The 19,791-nt window shown below is 67.4% G+C and carries 23 protein-coding genes and 1 pseudogene; 11 read left to right on the plus strand and 13 right to left on the minus strand.

Annotated features, from left to right (window positions below):
* Positions 1–20: 20 nt before the first annotated feature.
* On the minus strand, positions 21–728 hold the full coding sequence (locus ABNQ38_RS21320) for a TetR/AcrR family transcriptional regulator C-terminal domain-containing protein (RefSeq protein WP_377810067.1): 708 nt from the start codon (positions 726–728) through the stop codon (positions 21–23).
* Positions 729–841: 113 nt separating this feature from the next.
* Between ABNQ38_RS21320 and ABNQ38_RS21325 the strand changes: the two genes are divergently transcribed.
* A complete protein-coding gene (locus tag ABNQ38_RS21325) occupies positions 842–1,486 on the plus strand; it encodes an MSMEG_1061 family FMN-dependent PPOX-type flavoprotein (RefSeq protein ID WP_377810068.1) in 645 nt (214 codons plus the stop codon).
* 186 nt (positions 1,487–1,672) lie between these two features.
* A complete protein-coding gene (htpG, locus tag ABNQ38_RS21330; RefSeq protein ID WP_377810069.1) occupies positions 1,673–3,553 on the plus strand; it encodes a molecular chaperone HtpG in 1,881 nt (626 codons plus the stop codon).
* A 169-nt stretch (positions 3,554–3,722) separates the two neighbouring features.
* On the opposite strand, the gene ABNQ38_RS21335 is transcribed toward htpG, so the two are convergent.
* A complete protein-coding gene (locus ABNQ38_RS21335) occupies positions 3,723–4,895 on the minus strand; it encodes an ATP-binding protein (protein WP_377810070.1) in 1,173 nt (390 codons plus the stop codon).
* 459 nt (positions 4,896–5,354) lie between these two features.
* On the opposite strand from ABNQ38_RS21335, the gene ABNQ38_RS21340 reads away from it, so the two are divergent.
* The 5 genes from ABNQ38_RS21340 to ABNQ38_RS21360 all read left to right on the plus strand — a co-directional run bounded on the left by ABNQ38_RS21340 (position 5,355) and on the right by ABNQ38_RS21360 (position 7,668).
* On the plus strand, positions 5,355–5,786 hold the full coding sequence (locus tag ABNQ38_RS21340) for a Fur family transcriptional regulator (RefSeq protein WP_042701979.1): 432 nt from the start codon (positions 5,355–5,357) through the stop codon (positions 5,784–5,786).
* Positions 5,787–5,982: 196 nt separating this feature from the next.
* Entirely contained in the window at positions 5,983–6,348 is a 366-nt protein-coding gene (locus tag ABNQ38_RS21345; RefSeq protein ID WP_377810071.1) for a hypothetical protein, read from the plus strand.
* A gap of 225 nt (positions 6,349–6,573) precedes the next feature.
* Positions 6,574–7,218, plus strand: coding sequence for an HAD family hydrolase (locus tag ABNQ38_RS21350; protein WP_377810072.1), 645 nt, complete (start codon positions 6,574–6,576; stop codon positions 7,216–7,218).
* A gap of 76 nt (positions 7,219–7,294) precedes the next feature.
* A complete protein-coding gene (locus ABNQ38_RS21355) occupies positions 7,295–7,498 on the plus strand; it encodes a hypothetical protein (protein WP_377810073.1) in 204 nt (67 codons plus the stop codon).
* Positions 7,480–7,668 (plus strand): hypothetical protein, encoded by a 189-nt coding sequence (locus tag ABNQ38_RS21360; protein WP_377810074.1) that lies wholly within the window; start codon positions 7,480–7,482, stop codon positions 7,666–7,668. The genes ABNQ38_RS21355 and ABNQ38_RS21360 overlap by 19 nt, the downstream gene beginning before the upstream one ends.
* Before the next feature lie 76 nt (positions 7,669–7,744).
* On the opposite strand, the gene sigJ is transcribed toward ABNQ38_RS21360, so the two are convergent.
* The 11 genes and pseudogenes from sigJ to ABNQ38_RS21415 all read right to left on the minus strand — a co-directional run bounded on the left by sigJ (position 7,745) and on the right by ABNQ38_RS21415 (position 14,549).
* Positions 7,745–8,671: an RNA polymerase sigma factor SigJ gene (gene sigJ / locus ABNQ38_RS21365; protein ID WP_377810075.1), complete on the minus strand. Its 927-nt coding sequence runs from the start codon at positions 8,669–8,671 to the stop codon at positions 7,745–7,747.
* A complete protein-coding gene (locus ABNQ38_RS21370; protein WP_377810076.1) occupies positions 8,668–9,120 on the minus strand; it encodes a carboxymuconolactone decarboxylase family protein in 453 nt (150 codons plus the stop codon). The genes sigJ and ABNQ38_RS21370 overlap by 4 nt, the downstream gene beginning before the upstream one ends.
* A 98-nt stretch (positions 9,121–9,218) precedes the next feature.
* Positions 9,219–9,476, minus strand: a complete 258-nt coding sequence (locus ABNQ38_RS21375; protein WP_109048056.1) for a hypothetical protein — start codon at positions 9,474–9,476, stop codon at positions 9,219–9,221.
* A 16-nt stretch (positions 9,477–9,492) separates the two neighbouring features.
* Positions 9,493–9,981 (minus strand): DsrE family protein, encoded by a 489-nt coding sequence (locus ABNQ38_RS21380; protein ID WP_377810104.1) that lies wholly within the window; start codon positions 9,979–9,981, stop codon positions 9,493–9,495.
* A gap of 57 nt (positions 9,982–10,038) precedes the next feature.
* Positions 10,039–10,827 (minus strand): HesA/MoeB/ThiF family protein, encoded by a 789-nt coding sequence (locus tag ABNQ38_RS21385; RefSeq protein ID WP_377810077.1) that lies wholly within the window; start codon positions 10,825–10,827, stop codon positions 10,039–10,041.
* 96 nt (positions 10,828–10,923) lie between these two features.
* The gene (locus ABNQ38_RS21390; RefSeq protein WP_377810078.1) at positions 10,924–11,715 is read right to left on the minus strand and encodes a hypothetical protein; all 792 of its coding nucleotides are present in this window, start codon (positions 11,713–11,715) and stop codon (positions 10,924–10,926) included.
* A gap of 167 nt (positions 11,716–11,882) precedes the next feature.
* Positions 11,883–12,568: pseudogene (locus tag ABNQ38_RS21395) on the minus strand (pyridoxal-phosphate dependent enzyme).
* A complete protein-coding gene (locus ABNQ38_RS21400; RefSeq protein WP_377810079.1) occupies positions 12,541–12,840 on the minus strand; it encodes a pyridoxal-phosphate dependent enzyme in 300 nt (99 codons plus the stop codon). Before ABNQ38_RS21400 ends, ABNQ38_RS21395 begins: the two are co-directional and overlap by 28 nt.
* Before the next feature lie 109 nt (positions 12,841–12,949).
* Complete coding sequence (locus tag ABNQ38_RS21405) at positions 12,950–13,405, minus strand: Rrf2 family transcriptional regulator (protein WP_012972993.1); 456 nt, start codon at positions 13,403–13,405, stop codon at positions 12,950–12,952.
* Positions 13,406–13,592: 187 nt separating this feature from the next.
* Positions 13,593–13,886 carry a DUF2218 domain-containing protein gene (locus ABNQ38_RS21410; protein ID WP_377810080.1) on the minus strand — a complete coding sequence of 98 codons (294 nt, stop codon included), beginning with the start codon at positions 13,884–13,886 and terminating at the stop codon, positions 13,593–13,595.
* Between the two features lie 105 nt (positions 13,887–13,991).
* A complete protein-coding gene (locus ABNQ38_RS21415) occupies positions 13,992–14,549 on the minus strand; it encodes a PadR family transcriptional regulator (protein WP_377810081.1) in 558 nt (185 codons plus the stop codon).
* Positions 14,550–14,757: 208 nt separating this feature from the next.
* Here ABNQ38_RS21415 and ABNQ38_RS21420 point away from each other — a divergent pair, with 208 nt between their 5' ends.
* From ABNQ38_RS21420 to nikC, 4 genes are all read left to right on the plus strand, one after another.
* A complete protein-coding gene (locus ABNQ38_RS21420; protein ID WP_377810082.1) occupies positions 14,758–16,686 on the plus strand; it encodes a hypothetical protein in 1,929 nt (642 codons plus the stop codon).
* Positions 16,687–16,736: 50 nt separating this feature from the next.
* The gene (gene trxB / locus ABNQ38_RS21425) at positions 16,737–17,741 is read left to right on the plus strand and encodes a thioredoxin-disulfide reductase (protein WP_377810083.1); all 1,005 of its coding nucleotides are present in this window, start codon (positions 16,737–16,739) and stop codon (positions 17,739–17,741) included.
* Between the two features lie 119 nt (positions 17,742–17,860).
* The gene (locus ABNQ38_RS21430; protein WP_377810084.1) at positions 17,861–18,871 is read left to right on the plus strand and encodes an ABC transporter permease; all 1,011 of its coding nucleotides are present in this window, start codon (positions 17,861–17,863) and stop codon (positions 18,869–18,871) included.
* Positions 18,868–19,788, plus strand: coding sequence for a nickel transporter permease (nikC, locus tag ABNQ38_RS21435; protein ID WP_377810085.1), 921 nt, complete (start codon positions 18,868–18,870; stop codon positions 19,786–19,788). Before ABNQ38_RS21430 ends, nikC begins: the two co-directional genes overlap by 4 nt.
* The last annotated feature ends 3 nt before the right edge of the window (positions 19,789–19,791 follow it).

Genomic DNA, 19,791 nt, shown 5'->3' on the forward strand with positions numbered 1-19,791 from the left:
GCAGACGGCACGCCGAAGCGTCAGACCAGCGAAGCCCCCGATTCCGGCAAACCGGGATCGGGGGCTTTTTTTGGATTGGATCCGGAAGCAGGGACGACAGCCCTCAACCCGTCGATCAGACGGTCCAGACCGAACCGGAAGCGGGCGTCGTCGTCATTGTCCGCGATCAGCAGCCTCACCGTGGCGGCGGCATGGGGATAGCGTGCCTCCTGCTCCGCCGTCAGCTGTTGCGCCACCCGTTTCAGGTCGATTCCCTCGCCGTTTCCACCGGGAGACGGCAGGGTCGCCTGTTCCTCGATGGTGAAGCCGATCACGAAATACCCCACCGTGAACAGCGTATGGGCCGCCGTGCGCTCGTCGGCGCCGGCAGCGCGCAGGGTCGCGATGGCGCGGTCGCTGACATGCAGAACATTGTCCATGACCGGAAAGGTTCCGGCATAGACGCGCGCCCCGTCGCGCCGGGACTTCAAGGCACGGCGGAATTCCGTCGCCATCTCCCGCAGCCACGCGTCCCAGGGCAGTCCGGCGTCGGCAGGAAGCCTCATCTCCGCCAGCAGGGCGTCCGCCATCGCGTCGAGAAGCGCCTGCTTGCCGGCGAAATGCCAATAGAGCGATGGCGCCTGGATCCGCAGCGCCCCGGCGAGACGCCGCATCGTCAGCCCCTCGATCCCCACTTCATCCAGCAGGGTCATCGCGGCGTCGATGATGTCCTGTCGCTGCACACGCATGGCCGCAAGTCCGCTTCTTCCTGCCGGGATTGACAAACTAACGCCGTTAGGTGAAATCTAACAACGTTAGTTTACCAAGCGCCGCGCATCGCGGCCCAGCAGAGGAACGCCCCATGGATCCCCACCGCATCCACACGGTCGAGGCGCTGCGGCAGCTCTACGACATGCCGTCCGAGCGCATCGTGAAGATGAGCTTTCCCTTCCTGGACGATCACTGCCTGCGCTTCGTCGCCGAATTGCCGCTGGTCTTCGTCGCCACTATGGCGGAAAGCGGGATGGATTGTTCGCCGCGCGGCGGGCGTCCGGGATTCGTCCATGCCGAAGACCGCCAAACGCTGGCCTTGCCCGACTGGCCCGGCAACAACAAGCTCTCGTCGATCACCAACATCCTCACATCCGACGGCGGCTGCGGACTGGTGTTCCTGGTGCCGGGGGTGGACATCTTCCTGCGGGTCAACGGCATCGCCACCGTCACCACGGCCCCGCCCCTGCTCGAACGACTGAGGGAGGAGGGACGCACCCCCAAGGCTGCCATCCGCCTGTCCGTGCGGGAAGCCTTCTTCCATTGCGGCAAGGCGTTGCGCCGCTCGCATCTGTGGCAAGCGGATGCCTGGTCCGTGCCGCACGACATGCCGTCTCCCGGCCAAATGGTGAAGGACCAGGCGGGATTGGTGGACCTGTCGGTCGAGCAGATCGACGCCATGTACCGGAAGGGACTGGCGGAACAGCTCTACAGCGAATTGCCGCATATGGAATGAAGGCCGTCAATCCCGTTGCGGAAACGGAGAGGAGGCGGGACCTCAGGTTAGCCCCCTCCACCGCGACACCCCGCCGCACACCTCCCGCGGTTGCACGGCACAAGCCTCTTGAACGGCCGGGACGCTTTCACATATCTCCGCCGTCTTGACGCCACCACCCGTGCAAAAACCAACGAAGGTGCCCCCATGACCGAGGAACGGCTCAGTTTTCAAGCCGAGGTCAGCCGTCTGCTCGACATCGTCGCCCACTCGCTCTACAGCGAGAAGGAAGTGTTCCTGCGCGAACTGGTCTCCAACGCGTCGGACGCCTGCGACCGCCTGCGCTACGCGGCGCTGACCCAGCCGGAACTCTCGGCCGACGATCCGAACCTCAAGGTCCGCCTGCTGGTCGACAAGGACGCGCGGACCCTGACCGTCGCCGACAACGGCATCGGCATGAACCGCGACGATCTGGTCGAGAATCTCGGCACCATCGCCCGCTCCGGCACCGCCGCCTTCATGAAGTCGCTGGACGGTGCGGATAAGGGCGACGGCAAGAAGGACGTCAACCTGATCGGCCAGTTCGGCGTCGGCTTCTATTCCGCCTTCATGGCCGCCGACAAGGTGACGGTCCTGACCCGCAAGGCCGGCGAGCCCACCGGCTGGCGCTGGGAGTCCGACGGCAAGGGCGAGTTCACCGTTGCCGAGGCCGACGGCCTGCCGCGCGGCACGCAGATCGTCCTGCATCTGCGCGCGGGCGACGACGAGTATCTCGACGAGGCCCGTCTCGGCGGCATCGTCCGCAAATATTCCGACCACATCGCCATCCCGATCCTGTTCGGCGAGGGTGACGACGCCAAGGTGCTGAACAGCGCGTCGGCCCTGTGGACCCGGTCGAAGTCGGAGATCACCGCCGACCAGTACAAGGAATTCTACCACCATGTCGGCCACGCCTTCGACGATCCGTGGCTGACCCTGCACTGGCGGGCCGAAGGGGCGCTGGAATACACCAACCTGCTCTATGTGCCCTCGACCAAGCCCTTCGACCTGTTCGACCCCAAGCGCGCCCACCGGGTAAAGCTGTACGTCAAGCGCGTCTTCATCACCGACGCGGCCGAAGGGTTGATCCCGCCCTACCTGCGCTTCCTGCGCGGCGTGGTCGACAGCGAGGATTTGCCGCTGAACATCAGCCGCGAGATGCTGCAGCACAACCCGATGCTGGCCAAGATCAAGGCCGGCATCACGAGGCGTGTCCTGTCGGAGCTGTCGAAGAAGGCCAAGGACAGCGAGAACGCGGCCGAGTACGACAGCTTCTGGGAAAACTTCGGCGCGGTGCTGAAGGAAGGCCTTTACGAGGACTACGAGCACCGGGACGAGCTGCTGAAGCTGCTGCGCTTCCGCACCACCGCCGGTGACGAGCTGGTGTCGCTGGAACAGTATGTCGCCCGCATGAAGGACGGCCAGGACGCCATCTTCACCATCAGCGGCGACGACATCGACACCCTGCTGCGCAGCCCGCAGTTGGAAGGCTTCAAGGCCAAGGGCGTCGAGGTTCTGCTGCTGACCGACCCGGTGGACGAGTTCTGGATGCCGTCGGTCGGCGTCTATGACGGCAAGCCGTTCAAGTCGGTGACCCGCGGCGGCGCCGATCTCGGCAAGATCAAGGGCGAAGAGACCGAGAAGCCGGAGGAGAAGACGCCGGAGGGCGAGCTGACCGACCTGCTGGCCCTGTTGAAGCTGACCCTGTCCGACGCGGTGAAGGATGTCCGCAAGTCCGAACGCCTGACCGACAGCGCCGTCTGTCTGGTCGCCGACGACAACGACATGGACATGCATCTGGAACGCCTGCTGAAGCAGCACAAGCAGCTGAACGGCGAGGTCGGCAAGCGCATCCTGGAGATCAACCCGTCGCACGCCCTGATCAAGCGGCTGGCCGACCGGGCCAAGGGCAGCGGCGCCACCGATGCGCTGGAGGATGCGGCCTGGCTGCTGCTCGACCAGGCCCGCATCGTCGAGGGCGAACCCCTGCCCGACCCCGCCGCCTTCGCCCGCCGGCTGGCGAGCGCGATGGAGAAGGGGCTGGCGTAAGAATCGCCAGCGCCGGGAAAGTCTGAAGAAAAGCCCCCTTCTCTCCGGAGAAGAGGGCTTTTCAGTTCCAGAGTCCGTCTGGTGCTTATTGAAGCCCCAGACGGACTCTAACCTTTTGGTTTTCCGTGTGATTCACGCTTCAAGCGATTCCGCTTGAACCGATCACACTTTACCCCCGCCCCACCCGCCGGGGCGGGAAGACCAGCGAGATGGTGGTGCCCTCGTCGCGGCGGCTGACCACGTCCAGCCGGCCGCCATGCAGTTCGATCAGCCGCTTGGTCAGGGGCAGTCCCAGCCCGGTGCCGACCTGGCTGCGGGCCAGCGCACTGTCCACCTGTCCCCAGGGCTCCAGCGCCTTGGCCAGTTCCTCCCCGGTCATGCCGATGCCGGTGTCGTACACCGACAGCCAGAGCGCACCGTCCGCCGCCACGCGGCCGCGTAGCGTCACGATTCCGTCGGCGGGCGTGAACTTCACCGCGTTGGACAGCAGGTTCAGCAGCATCTGGCGCAGCTTGCGCTCGTCCGCCCGCAGCGGCGGCAAATCCAGCGGCACCGCGGTGGCGATGCTGACGCCATGGCGCGCGGCCCGTTCGGCCAGCAGCCGCGCCGTGCCGATCGCCACCCGCACCACATCCACCGTCCCGTCCACCAGCTCCAGCCGGTCGGCATCGGCCTTCGACAGGTCGAGCAGGTCGTTGATCAGCTCCATCAGGTGCCGGCCGCTTTCGGCGATGTCGCGGGCATATTCGCGATAGAGCGGAATGGCGTGCGGCCCCAGCACCTCCTGCTCCAGCAGTTCGGCGAAGCCCATCATCGCCGTCAGCGGCGTGCGGATCTCGTGGCTCATGTTGGCAAGGAAGGCGGTCTTGGCACGGATCGCCTGCTCGGCCTGCCGGCGCGCCTCGTCCAGCTGGCGGGCGCGCAGTTCCGTCTGTTCGGCAGAGCGCGCCATCAGCCCGGTGACCGTGCCGACGCCCAGATAGCGGTCCTGCTCCACCACCAGGAAGCCGGTCACCAGCGCCGCCGGCTTCAGCCGCGCCAGCCGCCGCCCGATCTCCGCCAGCCGGGTCGCGCCGTCGATCAGCAGCGGATGCGGATCCATCAGGTCGGCGACCGTCCGCGTGCCGATCCCCTCGCCGCAGCCCGCCTCTCCGCTGCCGTCCGGCAGCAGCCGGCTGCGCTCCAGCAGTCCGGCGACGCGGCCGTCGCCGTCGACCACCGGCAGGGCGGCAAGCTCCGGCTGGCGCTGGAAACGGGCAAGGGCGGCGGCGCAATCCTGCGAGGAGGAGAGCGGAGCGACCGGGACGGCCAAGCCGGCGGCGGTGAAGGCGGGTTCGTCCATATGCGGCTCCGCCGTGAACAAAGAGGTGGAAGGCGGGAAATCGAACGGCGTCACTGCGGCTTCCCTCCCTCCTGTCGGGCATTGTCGGGCCCGGTGGATGTCCGGCAGGCGCGCCGCCCGGATCGGACGGCGCTTGCCCAAGGGGAAAACCTAGCAGCGGATTATGAGCAATTGGTTTCTACCCCGCTCAATGACGGTATCGCCCAATAGTCTGAAAGTATTATGCCCTTGGCAAAGAAAGCGCCCTCCGCTCGGCCGTCCGGTGGGAATGTGGGTGTTTGAGAATGTCTCCGAAACACAGTATGATGGTCGGGTATTCGGGGTGCCGCGAACGGCTGGCCGGGGCGAACGGAACGACCGCCTCCGTTGCCGGCTCGTTCCGCTGGCGTTCCGGGCGTCAGGGAGACCGGAGGGGCGAACCGCCGCCCGTCAACGAAGACAGGATTACAGGGGATGTCCATGCCCTCGCGCCTCGAAGAACTGTGCGTGAAGAAGGGATTGAAGATGACCGACCAGCGCCGCGTGATCTCGCGCGTGCTGTCGGAGGCGACGGACCATCCCGATGTGGAGGAGGTGCATCGCCGTGCATCCGCCATCGACCCGCGCATTTCCATCGCCACCGTCTACCGGACGATGCGGCTCTTCGAGGAGGCGCACGTCATCGACCGGCTCGATTTCGGCGACGGTCGCGCCCGCTACGAAGAAACCAGGACCGATCATCACCATCATCTGATCGATGTCGACTCGGGTGAAGTGATCGAGTTTACCAACGATGAAATGGAACGGCTGAAGGAAAGCATAGCCCGCGAATTGGGCTATGACCTGATCGGCCATCGGTTGGAACTATACGGCGTCCCGCGCAAACGCCGTGCCGACAAATCTGAGTCTTAACTATATTCGCAACTCATTTCCGATGCGCACAAGGGGTGGCGGCTGACGTCGCCACCATCCGGAATCGCCACCCGTATGACGGGTGGGTCAGGCGGTCATCGCTTGCGGGGTGCATCGGGTGCCGGTCTGGACCTTGCGGGGCGCCGGGCCAAGGTTAAGCGAGGAGCAAACCTCACAGACCGGAACCGGCCGCACCATGGATGATCGTCCCGATAACCGCCAGGGCCAGCCCCCCCACACCCGGCCAGAGAGCCCGCCGAGCACGGCCGGGCCTGCCTCCCCCACCCTCGACCCCGTCCTGGAGCGGCTCGACCGCCTGTCGGATCTGCTGATGCGCCGCATCGACCGGCTGGAGGAGCGGGTCCGCAGCCTGGAGCAGGACAATGGCGAGATCATCAACCTGCTGATCGCGGTCAAGGCCGGGCTGGAGGAAGCGTCAGGCGACCTGATCGCCCAGCTGGAGGAATCCGACGACGGCACCGGGCAGGATGACGGCTCCGACGATGGCTCCGAAGACGGACCGCTGTTCGAGGTGCCCTGCGGCCCGAACATGCTGCATTGACTCGGAGAAGCTATCCGCCTCCGCATCGGGTCAGGTCTTCCGCGATGTCGACCTGAAACTCCTTGCCCGCCGCCCTGTGGCGGCCGGATAACTGCGGTTATGCAAACGACGTCATCCCCGCCGCATGGCCTGGAGCCTCAGACCGGCATCGCGCCGCCCACGCCGCCGTCGGCGGCAATGCCAGTGTCCATGTCAGCGGCAACGCCGGATCCGCTCCTGGGGGCGATGCCGGAGTCGCCGGTCTCCGGGCCGGCCGGCGTCGCCTTCTTCGACTTCGACGGGACGCTGATCCATGGCGACAGCCTGCCGATGTTCGTCGGCGAGGTGATCGGCCGGCGCCGCGCGGCCCTGGCGCTGGCCGATGCCATCCGTTCGGCCCTGCACCGCCATGTTCGCGGCCGCGGGCCGGGCTGCGACTTTCCGGGATCGGTCAAGGCGATCTACCTGAAGCGCACGTTGCGCGGGCTGCCGTTGGCCGACGCGTCGGCCGCGGCCGAACGCATGGTGCCGCGCGTGCGCTGGCACCAGCCGATGCTGGACGTGCTGAAGGAGCATCGCCGCCAAGGCCGCCGCGTGGTGATCGCCACCGGCGCGCTCGACCTCTACATGCCGGCGCTGCTGCGCGGGCTGGAGGTGGACGATCTGCTGGCGACCGGCATGGAGGTGGTGGACGGCAGGCTGACCGGGCGGCTCAGCACCGCCAACTGCGTGCGGCTGGACAAGGCGGACCGGGTGACCGGCTGGATCGCCGGCCATGGCCCGGTCGCCGCCACCTGGGGCTATGGCAACCATCCCAGCGACCTGCCGATGCTGGCGCTGATGCACAAGGGCGAAGTGGTCCGTATTCGACGAAGGTCGAACCGCAGGTAGCAGGCGTTTACAACCCCGGCGCCCGCCCGCATACTCCGTCTGTCCATAACAAAAACATGATGGACGGAGGGGAACCGTGGCTTTCAGCATCGATGCCGACATCCGGATGCCGGGCTATGGCGGACGCCGTGCGGTGATCGCCGATGCCGACCGCGTCCAGCGCGAGGCGCTGGCCGGCCATCTGTCCAGCCGCGGCTTTCAGGTCTCGCAGACCGACGACGCGCTGGAGGCGCGACCATCATCGGTGCGGAGGCGCCGGCCGTGGCCCTGCTTCCGCTAGACCATGAGGGCGACGACGGCGACCGCGCCGCGGCGCTGGCGGCGATGCTTTATCCGCAAACGCGCATCCTGATGACCGGCCCGCGCATGCCGAACCTGCCCTTCCCCATCCTGCCCCGTCCGGTCGATCTGACCGCGCTTGACCGCTGGCTGGACGAGGCGACGGCTTAGATCGGATCGCGTAAAATCGAGATCGATTTGACGCGTGAATCCGATCGTCAAACATAAAGCTATAGCTCCGTGCGTTTCATATTAAACGCACGGAGCTATAAAAGACGGCAACGCGCTCCAGCTTTTCCGGGTTGGAGATTTGATAGACCCGCAGGATCCTGTTCCCGGTGTCGCCGCAGGGGGCAATGTCGAAGGCCAGAACGCTGCGGAACGCCCCGCCAAGCTCGGCCAGCAGGCCCGGCCCGCCATTCACCCGCACCGGAATGAAGCCGAAGCTGACGCCGCGCTTGCGCCGAACGCCGATCAGGAAGCGGGCGATGCGGTCGGCGCCGAACAGCGGGTTGACCGCCGTCCGCACCATCCCGCCGCCGTCGCTCAGCCATTGGGCATCGTCGGACAGCAGGGCGACGATGGCGGCATAGTCGCGCCGGACGCTGGCCTCGGCAAAGGCATCGGCCAGACGCCGCCCGGCATCCGCGGCATTGGCCGGCTCGCCCCAGGCGGCAGGCTCGGCCAGCCTGGCGCGGGCCCGCCGCATGATCTGGCGGCAGGCCTCCACCGACTTGCCGAGCATCGCCGCGATCTCCGCATAATCGAGGTCCATCGCCTCGCGCAGGACGAAGACCGCCCGCTGGTCCGGCGCCAGCCGTTCCAGCAGCAGCAGCATCGCCAGCGGCACCGACTCGGGCTCCATGCCGTCCTCCGGCTCGGAGTCCCAGCCGGCGACCTCCGGTTCGGGCAGCCACAGACCGTAATAGCGCTCACGCGCCACCCGGGCGGACCGCAGCCGGTCGAGCGCCAGCCGCGTCACCAGGGTGGTGAGATAGGCGGGGGCCGACCCGACGCTGCCGGGCGCCACGGCCGACCAGCGCAGCCAGGCGTCCTGCAGCGTGTCTTCCGCCTCAGCCACCGAGCCGAGCAGCCGGTAGGCCAGGGCGCGCAGCCGCGCCCGCTCGCCCGCGAAGGCGGCGAGCGCGGTGTCCGGGTCGGCCAGCGCCGTCACGCCGCCATCCCGACGGCGGTGCCCTCGATATGCTGGGCGATGCCGATGCGGTTCCAGGCGTTGATCTGCGCCACCGTCGCCGTCAGCTGGGCGATCTGCTCGACGTTGAAATGGCGTTGCAGTTCCCGGTACGCCTCGTCGATGCGGTCATGTTGGGTGCGGGTCAGCACCTCGGCCCAGGCGAAGGCGGCGCGTTCGTCCGGCAGGAACAGGTCCGACCGCTCCCACTCCGCCACGGCGGCGATGCGCTGGTCGGACTGGCCGTCATGGCGCGCCTCCTTGCTGTGCATGTCGATGCAATAGGTGCAGCCGTTGATCTGCGACACGCGCAGGTCGATCAGGTGGATCAGCCCGGTCGGCAGGCCGCTGCCGCGGATGGCCCTGGTGACGGCGAGCATCGGCGTGTACAGGGACGGCGCGTCGGCGGCGACGGTGAAACGGAAAGCCATGGTGTTCATCCTCGTATGGAGTGTCTTCGCTCCCATGACGGGACAGACTGCTCCGGCGTGACGCATGGCTGGTCCGCGCTCCACTCAAGCCCTGGCTTTCAGGCGTCGCTCAGCATTCCCACCGCGTCGCGCAGGATGGCGACCTTGGCGGCGAACCGCCCCTCCGGATCGCTCTCGCCGATCAGCTGGATCATGATGCCAAGGGCATGGGCGACCCGCGGCGCCATCCCCGGCCGCTCCCGCACGCGGGTGGCAAGCGCGGCCAGTGCCGGCCGGTAGGGTCGCCCCTCGAACCCGTCGGTGGCGATCGACTCGAACCGGTTGGCGAGGTCGAGGATTTCGCGGTTGTCGCTCATGCGCGTTCCAGCATTGTCAGACGAACAGCATGGCGCCGCCGCCGGGCGCCCCACCGGGCGCTTGGTTCAGGAAGGTGACGACGCCGCCGGTGGCGACCGGCACGTCCGCACGCAAGCAGACGCCGGGTGGCAGCCCCAGCGCCCGCAGCCCCATCTCGCAGGCCATCACCGTGACGCCCATGGCGACGCAGGCCTCCAGCAGTTCCTCGAAGGTGGCGAGGCCGTGGGTGGCGAAATAGCGGTCGCGCGCCACCGGCGTGCTGCCGTCGTCGGCCGGGTCCAGGTCGTGCCAGCCCAGCACGCCCGGCTCCGTCTCGTGCACCAGGGCGCGCAGCGCGCGGCCGGTGAAGAACAGCGTGACCTTGCGGTTGGTGGCCGCCGCGGCGCTGGCCATAACCAGCGCGTAATGGACCCGGTCGAAGCCGCCGGCGAACAGCACGATGGACAGGGCAGATGTCCCGCCGGCTCCGGCAGCCGGCACAGGATTCGGCGCAGGATTCGGCATGGTCTCAGGCAGGGCAGTGGACATGATGGCCGCCTCCCATGTTTGCCACGGCGCCCGTCAGTGGGCGGAGAGGTCGTGGATCGTCCGATGATCGCCGCAAAGCGCGCAGTCGGGATCCCGCTTGATGGTTATGCGCCGATAGGACGCATAGAGCGTGTCCATCATCAGCAGGCTGCCCGACAGGCTTTCGCCCAGCCCCAGCAGTTCTTTCAGCACCTCCGTCGCCTGCAGCGAGCCGACGGAACCGGCCAGCGCCCCCAGAACCCCGCCTTCCGAACAGGACGGCACGGTGCCGCGCGGCGGCGGTTCGGGGAACAGGCAGCGATAGCAGGGGTGCGGCGCCCCCAGATGCGCCTTGAAGGTGGTCAACTGCCCGTCGAAGCGCAGGATCGCCGCCGACACCAGCGTCTTGCCGGCCAGGAAGCAGGCGTCATTCAGCAGGAAGCGCGTGGCGAAATTGTCCGACCCGTCGGCGACGAGGTCGTAGCCGGCGATCAGATCGATCGCGTTGTCGCGGTTGATCCGCGTCCGGTGCGCCTCGACCCGGACATCGGGGTTCAACGCATGGATGCGGGCGGCGGCGCTCTCCACCTTCGCGAGGCCCAGCGTCGATTCGTCGTGGATCACCTGCCGCTGCAGGTTCGACAGATCGACCGTGTCGTCGTCGACGATGCCGATCGTGCCGACGCCGGCCGCCGCCAGATAGAGCAGCAAGGGTGCGCCCAGGCCGCCGGCACCGACGACCAGCACCTTGGATCGCAACAGCTTTTCCTGGCCGATGCCGCCGACTTCCGGCAGCACAATGTGGCGGGAATAGCGGTGAAGCTGGGTGTCCGTGAAGTCCATGGCCCGCAGCATAGCGCAAGGACGGGCCATTGCAGCAACATTCGATGCCGCGATTTCCGCAGGCCGGCAGCGCGCAATCGCCGCGATGGAGTTCCCTCAGGCCTTGGTCGAGGTCGTCGTCCCCTGGGCCGCCCATTGCTGCAGGCGGGCCTGCCGCTCGCGCAGCGTCTTCTGGATGGCGCTTTCCTGATTGGTGCCGGATTCCGTCAGGTCCGGATTGCGCGGCACCAGTCCCAGCCGGAAATCGGTCGGCGACTTCAGGTCGGACGGCGGCACCACCACCATGGTGTATTGGCCGGGTTGCAGCTTGTAGGTCGGCTTCTGCAGGAAGTTCTGCTGGGCGTCGGGCTTGCCCGAGTCGCTGGCGGCGACCACCTTGCCGTCCTTGTCCATCATCGCCCAGCGCGTGTTGGGCAGCGAGATGTCGGCGGTGAAGGTGCCGCCCTGCACGACGTTGAAGGTGTGCTTCTGGATGCCGGTGTCGCCGTTCCCCGGTGGCTGGGCGGTGCCCTTCAAGCTGGCGCCGCCGGCCGTCACCAGGATGTTCTGCTTCTCGGTGACATCCATCGAATAGTCGCGCACGCCCGCGGCACGGTTGCCCTGGGAAAAGGTCGCCGTGTAGGTGCCGGGACCGAGCCGCGCGCTGGCATCCGCCGTCGATTCGTTCGACCGGAGGCTGGTCACCACCTCGTTGCGGTCGTTGCGGATCTCGACGTTGGTGAAGCTGTTGTTGATCTTGAAGTTGTATTCGCCGGCCTTGCTGACCGTGAAGGTCTGGCTGTCGGCGTTCGCTCCGTCGGCACCGACACCCGTCGTTCTCCCCTTGAACTGGGAGAAGGCGCTGTTCGACAGGTTCGGGACGTAGGTGGAGGTGGAAATATCCGTCATGGCGGTCACTCCCCGGCGTCGGCACGGACGGAAACGACGTTGCTGATGCCGGGGAGTTTAGCCGAATTCGCAAAATCCGTCAAATTTCGGACCGGAATTTCATCTTCAGGCTGCGGAGCGGGGGCGGAGCACGCCTCCACCCCGCCCCTATCGCCGACAACCCTTTCTTATTCCAGCCCTTCGAACAGGGCAGTCGACAGGTAGCGCTCGGCGAAGGACGGCAGGATCACGACGATCTGCTTGCCCTCATTCTCCGGACGGGCACCGATTTCCAGCGCGGCGGCCAGCGCCGCACCCGACGAGATGCCGACCGGCACGCCCTCCAGACGGGCAACCGCGCGGGCGGTCTCGAAGGCGCGCTGGTTGGAGATGCGCACCACCTCGTCGATCAGTTCCTTCTTCAGGATGTCGGGCACGAAGCCGGCGCCGATGCCCTGGATTTGTGCGGACCGGGCATGCCGCCGGACAGGACGGGGCTGTCCTCCGGCTCCACCGCCACCGCCTTGAAGGAGGGCTTGCGCGACTTCAGGACCTCGGCGGTGCCGGTCAGCGTGCCGCCGGTGCCGACGCCGGAGATCAGGAAATCGACCTGACCGTCGGTGTCCTTCCAGATCTCCTCCGCCGTGGTGGCCCGGTGGACAGCCGGATTGGCGGTGTTCTTGAACTGCTGCAACAGATAGGCGTTCGGGTCGGCGGACAGGATCTCCTCCGCCTTGCGGATGGCGCCCTTCATGCCTTCCGCCGCCGGGGTCAGCACCAGCTCGGCGCCCAGCAGCTTCAGCATCTTGCGCCGTTCCACCGACATGCTTTCCGGCATGGTCAGGATCAGCTTGTAGCCCTTGGCGGCGGCCACGAAGGCCAGCGCGATGCCGGTGTTGCCGGAGGTGGGCTCGACCAGCGTGGTGCGGCCGGGGGCGTGGTGCCGGCAGCCTCGGCGGCCTCGATCATGGCGCGGCCGATGCGGTCCTTGACGCTGGCCAGCGGGTTGAAGAACTCCAGCTTGCCGATGATCTGGGCCTTCACCCCCGACTCGGCGGCGAGGCGGTCCAACCGCACCAGCGGCGTGGCCCCGATCGTGTCGAGGATGCTGTCGTAGATCTTGCCGCGGAACTCCGGTGCAGCCATGATTCCACCTCTGAGATTTGTGTTATATGTGATTTCAACACCCCAGGCGGAGCATTATCCAGCACAGGGAGCCTGTCAAACGGGAAGTGGTGCCACCAAGTCCCCTACATCAGATGGTGAAGTCGATGCGGTCCTCGGTCTCGCTCTCCACCCCGGCGCGCCGCGCGCGCATGCACAAATCCTCGATGGTGATGGTGTCAAGCTTGGCCATGCATTCGTCCTGGAGTTCGCCCCACAGCGGGCGCACCACCTGATGGCCCAGCACCGAACCCGCCGGCTCCTCGATGGGGTCGGTGGCGGTCTCCATCGCGCGGACGACCTTCACGATCTCGCCCAGCGTGATCCGCCGCCGCTCGCGCGCCAGCCGGTAGCCGCCGCGAGGGCCGCGCACGCCGGCCAGCACGCCTTCGCGCACCAGCTGTTGCAGCACCTGTTCCAGATAACGCTTCGGGATGCCCTGGCGCCGGGTGATCTCGCCGGACTGCACCGGCTCGGTGCCCGCGTTGTAGGCGATGTCGAGGACCGCCTCGATGGCGAACATCAGCTTCTTGGAGATGCGGAGCATCACGAACGACTCCCGGTATTCTGACCGTGGGCGGCCGACGGTGGAACCACCATCCCCTCCCCCACTTCCGCCTGTTGGTTAAGAACCGTTTTACACCGTCAATGCGGTAATTCTCAACAGGATTTGTCGCAGACAGACTCGGGAAAATGCACCGCCTCGTCCGGCGGGGTGCCGCCAGCCCACCCCATCAGCCCATCGGCGTCCAGACCACCTCCCCCAAATTCTCGCGGAAGGCGAAGCGCTTCAGATGGTCGATCACCACCTCCTGCATGCGCTCCATCTGTCCGGCATCCTCGATTTCAATCGTCAGGGTCAGCCCCGCGTCGTCGGCCGCCATCCGGCAGCGGCGGTCGGCGGCGAAGGGGACGAGCCCCTGGGTCTCGTCATAGACGACCTCGAACTTGTGTGCCCAGTGCTTGCACAGCTGGGTCATGTAGCGGCGCCCGTTCGGGGTGGCGATGCGTACGGTCGATGCGGCCATGGTCCTTGTCTCCTGTCCGGTCGGATGCGTTCGACGCTCAGATGCGTTCGACACGGCGGGCGGCGTCATCGATGATGTCGGCGATGGACTGGGTCTGCTCCGCCGTCAGGTCGCCGCGCGACAGGCGCAGCCGCAGGGCCAGCTTGAAATTCTCGATGGCGCGGTGGATTGCGGCGAGGATTCGCGCTGCTGCCGGGCCCGCGCATGGGCGATGCGCTCGCGCACCGCGGCGACCGACGGTTCCGCCGCTTTCAACGCCTCCGAGCCTTCCGGCGTGATCTCGTAGAGCTTCTTGTTGCCCTCGGTGGCGCCGACGCGGACGTGGCCCTGTTCTTCCAGCAGGGTCAGGGTCGGGTAGACGACGCCGGGGCTGGGGCTGTAGGCGCCGCCGACCATCTCCTCGATGGTCTTGATCAGGTCGTAGCCGGAGCGCGGCTTTTCCGCGATCAGCCACAACAGGACGAGGCGCAGGTCGCCATGGTCGAAGACCCGCCGCTCGCCGCGGCCGCCGCGGCCTTGACCGCCCCAACCGTGACCGCCCCAGCCTTCCCAGCCGCCGCGATGCCCAGGACGCCCGTGACGGCCGCGTCCTTCCGGAGCCTCGTCCTCGAAGTCGGGACGTGAGAAGCGGCGGCCGTGTTTGTGAAACAGATGCCGAAGCATGGAACCCTCATCTGATGCAGTTTCGATATAACGAAAACTTAGATATATCGAAACACGCTCTTTGACAAGGGGGGAAGCGGTTGCCGCGATATGCTGCGGGCGTCCGCGGGTCGCGACAAATCACGTTCGCCTGCAAATCACTGTCGCCCGCCCGGCCGAAGCGGCTATAACCGACGCCCCGGCTTTGCTTTCGCGCGTGTGTGCCCTAATGCCCCTTCGGATCGAGACCTTTTCCAACGTCACCGGCGGTTCCAGCTTCTTCAAGGCGGTGGGCCACCCGCTGGCGGCACCCAAGGCGGCGATCCTGATCGCGCGGCTGGCCTCCTTCGGCCCGGTGGCGGTCTACGACCCGCTGGGCCTGCTGTCGGGGCTGGCGGAGTTCTATGACCTGTCGTCGATCGACGTCTGCGGCATCTACGTCCAGGACGTCGAGAAGGTCGGACAGGAGGTGTTCGGCCATGCCGCCCGCCCGGTCACCGACCTGCCGTCCAGCGGCGCCCGGACCGTCTTCGTCGTCGCCTTCGATTCGCAGCGCTTGGAAGGCCACATCGCCCACCTGATCCCGAAGCAGGCCGGCGTCGTCTCGCTCGACGCCATGCGCGTGCCGGAAGACATGCTGAACGATCCCGGCCATTACCTGTCGAAGTTCAACTGGGCGACCAACTTCGCCTGGTTCCGCGACGGTGACGGCCACCACACCCGCGTGGTGTCGGCCAACTACTGGCCGCGCTACGGCGCCAAGGGCACCCGGCTGTGGGCCTGCCTGTTCGACGGCGAGGGCCGCCCCATCGCCGACTGGACGGAGCCGATGCCGCCGACCGATGGCACCGTGGTGATCGACAGCCGGCAGGTGCGCGAGCGCTTCGACCTGTCGCCCTTCTGCGGGTCGCTGTTCCTGCACATCATCGGCGCCGCCGGGCATGACGTGGTGAAATACGCGCTCGACACCTATGGCGACGACGGCACGGTGCTGTCCTGCACCCACGACGCCAACGCCTGGCCGGCCGACCTCTATGCCGGCCTGCCCGCTCCGCGCGAGGGCGAGCGCGTATCGTTGTGGATCCAGAACAGCCACCCCACCCCGATCCCGGCCGGCGCCGTCGGCCTGAACCCGATGGGCTCGACCGACATCCGCACGCTGGATCAAGCGGTCCCGGCCTTCGCCACCCTTGAACTGGACGTCGCCAGCCTGTTCCCCGAGGCGCGCTGGCCCCAGCAGTTCGAGGTGCAGGCCGGCAAGCATTTCGTCCGCCCGCGCTACGAGATCGTCGCCGCCGACGGCCGCCGCCGCCTGGCCCACGCCAATGTCGAGCGCACCGACCTGAAGCCGGACCCCAAGCTGCCGCTGCTGACCGGCGGTGCGGTGGACAAGGGCGTGGTGGGCAAGGGCCACATCCTGCCGGCGCCGCTGCTGCCGATGGGCCGCTGGCGCACCGTTCTGCTGCCGACGCCGATGAGCACGGCGCAGACCGAACTGCCGGTGAAGGCGGTGGTCTACGACCGCAACGGCGCTGCCGTCGCCGAACACCGCTTCGGCAACCTCAAGCGCACCGACAGCGTGGCTCTGGACGTCACCGGGCTGGTCGCCGACAAGCCGGTCGTGGATGGCTGGGGCCACGTCGAGCTGGTCTATGATTTCGAAGCCGGAACGATTGCCGACGGCTGGCTGCACGCGCTGGTCCGTTACGAGGACGTAACGACCGGCCATGTGGCGGAGACCAGCTTCGGCAGCCACATGTTCAACATGGCGATGGTCTACCGCGACGAGCCGCAGAGCTACCATGGCCGCCCGCCCGGCCTGTCGACCCGCCTGTTCCTGCGGCTGGGCACCGATCCGTGGGACACGCTCTGCCACCTCGTCTACCCTGCCTCGACCCAGTGGCATGCCACCTCCGACACCAGCCTCGTGCTGGTGCGGCGCGACGGGGTGGAAGTGGCGCGCAAGCGGCTGGCGATCCCCTGTGGCGGCTCGCATTTCTGGCGCTATCGCGAGATGTTTGCGGAAGCGGAACGATTGGCGGCCGGCGATCATGCCTATGTGCTGATCCGCGACACCACCTGCCGCCTGTTCGGCTACCATGGCTGCCTTGCGGCTGGTGACACCGCCTTCAGCCTCGACCATATGTTCGGCTTCTAGAACCGTTTTAATCACGACTTCGTTCGCGGGGAATTTGCGGGATCAGACCCATGGCCACCACGCACCACACCAAGGTCCTCATCATCGGCGCCGGCCCGGCCGGCTACACCGCCGCCATCTATGCCGCGCGCGCCAACCTGGAGCCGCTGATGGTCCAGGGCATGCAGCCGGGCGGCCAGCTGATGATCACCACCGATGTGGAGAATTTCCCCGGCTTCGCCGATCCGATCCAGGGCCCCTGGCTGATGGAGCAGATGCAGAAGCAGGCGGAGCATGTCGGCACCAGGATGGTGTTCGACCTGATCACCGACGTCGACTTCACCAAGCGCCCCTTCGTCTGCAAGGGCGACAGCGGCGACACCTACACCGCCGACAGCGTCATCATCGCCACCGGCGCCCAGGCGCGCTGGCTCGGCATCTCGACCGAGGAGATCTACCGCGGCTTCGGCGTGTCGGCCTGCGCCACCTGCGACGGCTTCTTCTTCCGCGGAAAGGAGATTGCGGTCATCGGCGGCGGCAACTCGGCGGTCGAGGAGGCGCTGTACCTGACCAACCACGCCAGCAAGGTCACGGTCATCCACCGCCGCGACAGCTTCCGCGCCGAACGCATCATGCAGGACCGCCTGTTCCGCCACCCGAAGATCGAGGTGGTGTGGGACAGCACGGTCGAGGAGATCGTCGGCGAGGGCGACGGCACCATGGGCAACCCGCGCGCCGTCACCGGCGTCCGCATCAAGAACGTCAAGTCGGGCGACGAGCGCGTCATCCCGGTGGCCGGCGTCTTCGTCGCCATTGGCCATGTGCCGGCGACTGGCATCTTCCAGGGCAAGGTGGAGATGGACGATTCGGGCTACATCGTCACGGTGCCCGATTCGACCGCCACCAACATCCCCGGCGTCTTCGCCGCCGGCGACGTGAAGGACAAGGTCTACCGCCAGGCCGTCACCGCCGCCGGCATGGGCTGCATGGCCGCGCTGGAAGCCGAGCGCTGGCTCGCCCACCATGAGCCGGCCGCCGGCGCGCACGGCGATCCCAGCCCGGCCGGGACCTGGTGAGCTGAGGCGGTCCGCCCCCTCCCCCGTCCGGGAGAGGGGCGCCCCCTTATGTCCTTGACGGTCTTTCCACAAAGCTCCGACTGTGATTCCCTGATGCGTCCAATCGCGAGGGAGTCCTCTTGCCTACGCTGAAACGCGGCCTGACCCTGCTGGTCACGGTGGCCGCCACCCTGCTGGGCCTGCTGCTGGTCACGTTCCTGATCGGCCGCGTCGTGCCGATCGATCCGGTGCTGTCGGCGCTCGGCGACCGAGCGAATGCCGACAGCTACGCGCAGATGCGCACGCAGCTCGGCCTCGACCTGCCGCTGTGGCAGCAGTTCCTCCGCTATGTCGGCGACGTGCTGCAAGGCGACCTCGGCACCTCGGTGCTGACCTCCCGCCCGGTGCTGGAGGATGTGCTGCGCGTCTTCCCGGCGACGCTGGAGCTGGCGACGGTCGCCGCCGTCGTCGGGGCGGTGCTAGGCATCCCCGCCGGGGTGTTCGCGGCGGTCAACCGCGGGCACTGGCCCGACCATGCCATCCGCCTGCTCGGTCTGCTCGGCCATTCGGTGCCGATCTTCTGGCTCGGGCTGATGGCGCTGCTGCTGTTCTACGCCAAGCTGGACTGGGCTCCGGGGCCCGGACGGGTCGACGTCTTCTACGAGGGGATGGTCGATCCGGTGACCGGCCTCGTCACGGTGGACGCCCTGCTGGCCGGCGAGACCGAGATCTTCTGGAACGCGGTCGGGCATCTGGTCCTGCCCTCGGCGATCCTCGGCCTCTATTGCGTCGCCTACATCGCGCGGATGACCCGCGGTTTCATGCTCGACCAGCTGCGCCAGGAATACATCACCACCGCCAGGGTGAAGGGCCTGTCCGAGACCCGCGTGGTCTGGGGCCATGCGCTCCGCAACATCACCGTGCCGCTGATCACCGTCATCGCCCTGTCCTATGCCAGCCTGCTGGAGGGATCGGTGCTGACCGAGATGGTGTTCGCCTGGCCCGGCCTCGGCCTCTACATCACCAATTCGCTGCTCAGCGCCGACATGAATGCGGTGCTGGGCGGGACGCTGGTGGTCGGCACAGTCTTCATCGCGCTGAACCTGCTGTCCGACCTGCTCTACCGCCTTCTGGATCCGCGAGCCCGATGACCGCGCGCACCGATACCCAATCCACCGGCTGGCGGGACTGGCTGACCACCGACACGCCGCAGTCGCGAGCGCAAGCCCGGCTGGGCCGTGCCTGGGCCGGCTGGACCGCCTTCCGCCGCAACCGGCTGGCCGTCGCCGGGCTGCTGATCGTGCTGGCCCTGGTCGTCGTCGCCGCACTGGCGCCGGTACTGGCGCCCTATCACCCCTATGCCCAGGATCTGAACGGCCGGCTGCTGCCGCCCAGTGCGGCCCACTGGCTGGGAACCGACGCCTTCGGCCGCGACATCCTGTCCCGCCTGATCCACGGCGCGCGGCTGACGCTGATGATCGTGGCGCTGGTGGCGGCGACGGCGCCGCTGGCCGGTATGGTGATCGGCACGGCCGCCGGCTATTTCGGCGGCTGGGTCGACACCGTGCTGATGCGCATCACCGACATCGCTCTCGCCTTCCCCAAGCTGATCCTGGCGCTGGCCTTCGTCGCCGCACTCGGCCCCGGCATCGAGAATGCGGTGATCGCCATCGCCATCACCTCGTGGCCGCCCTATGCCCGCATCGCGCGGGCGGAAACGCTGACTGTCCGCCGCGCCGACTTCATCAGCGCCGCCCGGCTGCAAGGCGCCTCCAGCCTGCGCATCATCCTCGGCCACATCATGCCGCTCTGCATGGCCTCGCTGATCGTGCGGACGACGCTAGACATGGCCGGCGTCATCCTGACCGCCGCCGGCCTCGGCTTCCTCGGGCTCGGCGCCCAGCCGCCGCTGCCGGAATGGGGGGCGATGATCGCCAGCGGCCGGCAATATGTGCTGGAGCAATGGTGGGTCGCCGCCATGCCGGGCCTCGCCATCTTCATCGTCAGCCTGGGCTTCAACCTGCTGGGCGATGGGCTGCGCGACGTGCTGGATCCGAAGGGGGACTGAAGC

Source organism: Azospirillum sp. A29, from assembly GCF_042604625.1.
Classification (GTDB): domain Bacteria; phylum Pseudomonadota; class Alphaproteobacteria; order Azospirillales; family Azospirillaceae; genus Azospirillum; species Azospirillum palustre.

Excerpts from the sequence above, each read along its gene's own strand:
- ABNQ38_RS21405 (WP_012972993.1), bottom strand. The coding sequence starts at position 13,405 with ATGCTCCGCATCTCCAAGAAGCTGATGTTCGCCATCGAGGCGGTCCTC.
- ABNQ38_RS21380 (WP_377810104.1), bottom strand. The coding sequence starts at position 9,981 with ATGCCGAATCCTGCGCCGAATCCTGTGCCGGCTGCCGGAGCCGGCGGG.
- nikC (WP_377810085.1), top strand. The coding sequence starts at position 18,868 with ATGACCGCGCGCACCGATACCCAATCCACCGGCTGGCGGGACTGGCTG.
- ABNQ38_RS21335 (WP_377810070.1), bottom strand. The coding sequence starts at position 4,895 with ATGGACGAACCCGCCTTCACCGCCGCCGGCTTGGCCGTCCCGGTCGCT.
- ABNQ38_RS21350 (WP_377810072.1), top strand. The coding sequence starts at position 6,574 with ATGCCGGAGTCGCCGGTCTCCGGGCCGGCCGGCGTCGCCTTCTTCGAC.
- trxB (WP_377810083.1), top strand. The coding sequence starts at position 16,737 with ATGGCCACCACGCACCACACCAAGGTCCTCATCATCGGCGCCGGCCCG.
- ABNQ38_RS21420 (WP_377810082.1), top strand. The coding sequence starts at position 14,758 with ATGCCCCTTCGGATCGAGACCTTTTCCAACGTCACCGGCGGTTCCAGC.
- ABNQ38_RS21415 (WP_377810081.1), bottom strand. The coding sequence starts at position 14,549 with ATGCTTCGGCATCTGTTTCACAAACACGGCCGCCGCTTCTCACGTCCC.
- ABNQ38_RS21345 (WP_377810071.1), top strand. The coding sequence starts at position 5,983 with ATGGATGATCGTCCCGATAACCGCCAGGGCCAGCCCCCCCACACCCGG.
- ABNQ38_RS21375 (WP_109048056.1), bottom strand. The coding sequence starts at position 9,476 with ATGAGCGACAACCGCGAAATCCTCGACCTCGCCAACCGGTTCGAGTCG.
- ABNQ38_RS21410 (WP_377810080.1), bottom strand. The coding sequence starts at position 13,886 with ATGGCCGCATCGACCGTACGCATCGCCACCCCGAACGGGCGCCGCTAC.
- ABNQ38_RS21370 (WP_377810076.1), bottom strand. The coding sequence starts at position 9,120 with ATGGCTTTCCGTTTCACCGTCGCCGCCGACGCGCCGTCCCTGTACACG.
- htpG (WP_377810069.1), top strand. The coding sequence starts at position 1,673 with ATGACCGAGGAACGGCTCAGTTTTCAAGCCGAGGTCAGCCGTCTGCTC.
- ABNQ38_RS21340 (WP_042701979.1), top strand. The coding sequence starts at position 5,355 with ATGCCCTCGCGCCTCGAAGAACTGTGCGTGAAGAAGGGATTGAAGATG.
- ABNQ38_RS21385 (WP_377810077.1), bottom strand. The coding sequence starts at position 10,827 with ATGGACTTCACGGACACCCAGCTTCACCGCTATTCCCGCCACATTGTG.
- ABNQ38_RS21400 (WP_377810079.1), bottom strand. The coding sequence starts at position 12,840 with ATGGCTGCACCGGAGTTCCGCGGCAAGATCTACGACAGCATCCTCGAC.
- ABNQ38_RS21390 (WP_377810078.1), bottom strand. The coding sequence starts at position 11,715 with ATGACGGATATTTCCACCTCCACCTACGTCCCGAACCTGTCGAACAGC.
- ABNQ38_RS21320 (WP_377810067.1), bottom strand. The coding sequence starts at position 728 with ATGCGTGTGCAGCGACAGGACATCATCGACGCCGCGATGACCCTGCTG.
- ABNQ38_RS21325 (WP_377810068.1), top strand. The coding sequence starts at position 842 with ATGGATCCCCACCGCATCCACACGGTCGAGGCGCTGCGGCAGCTCTAC.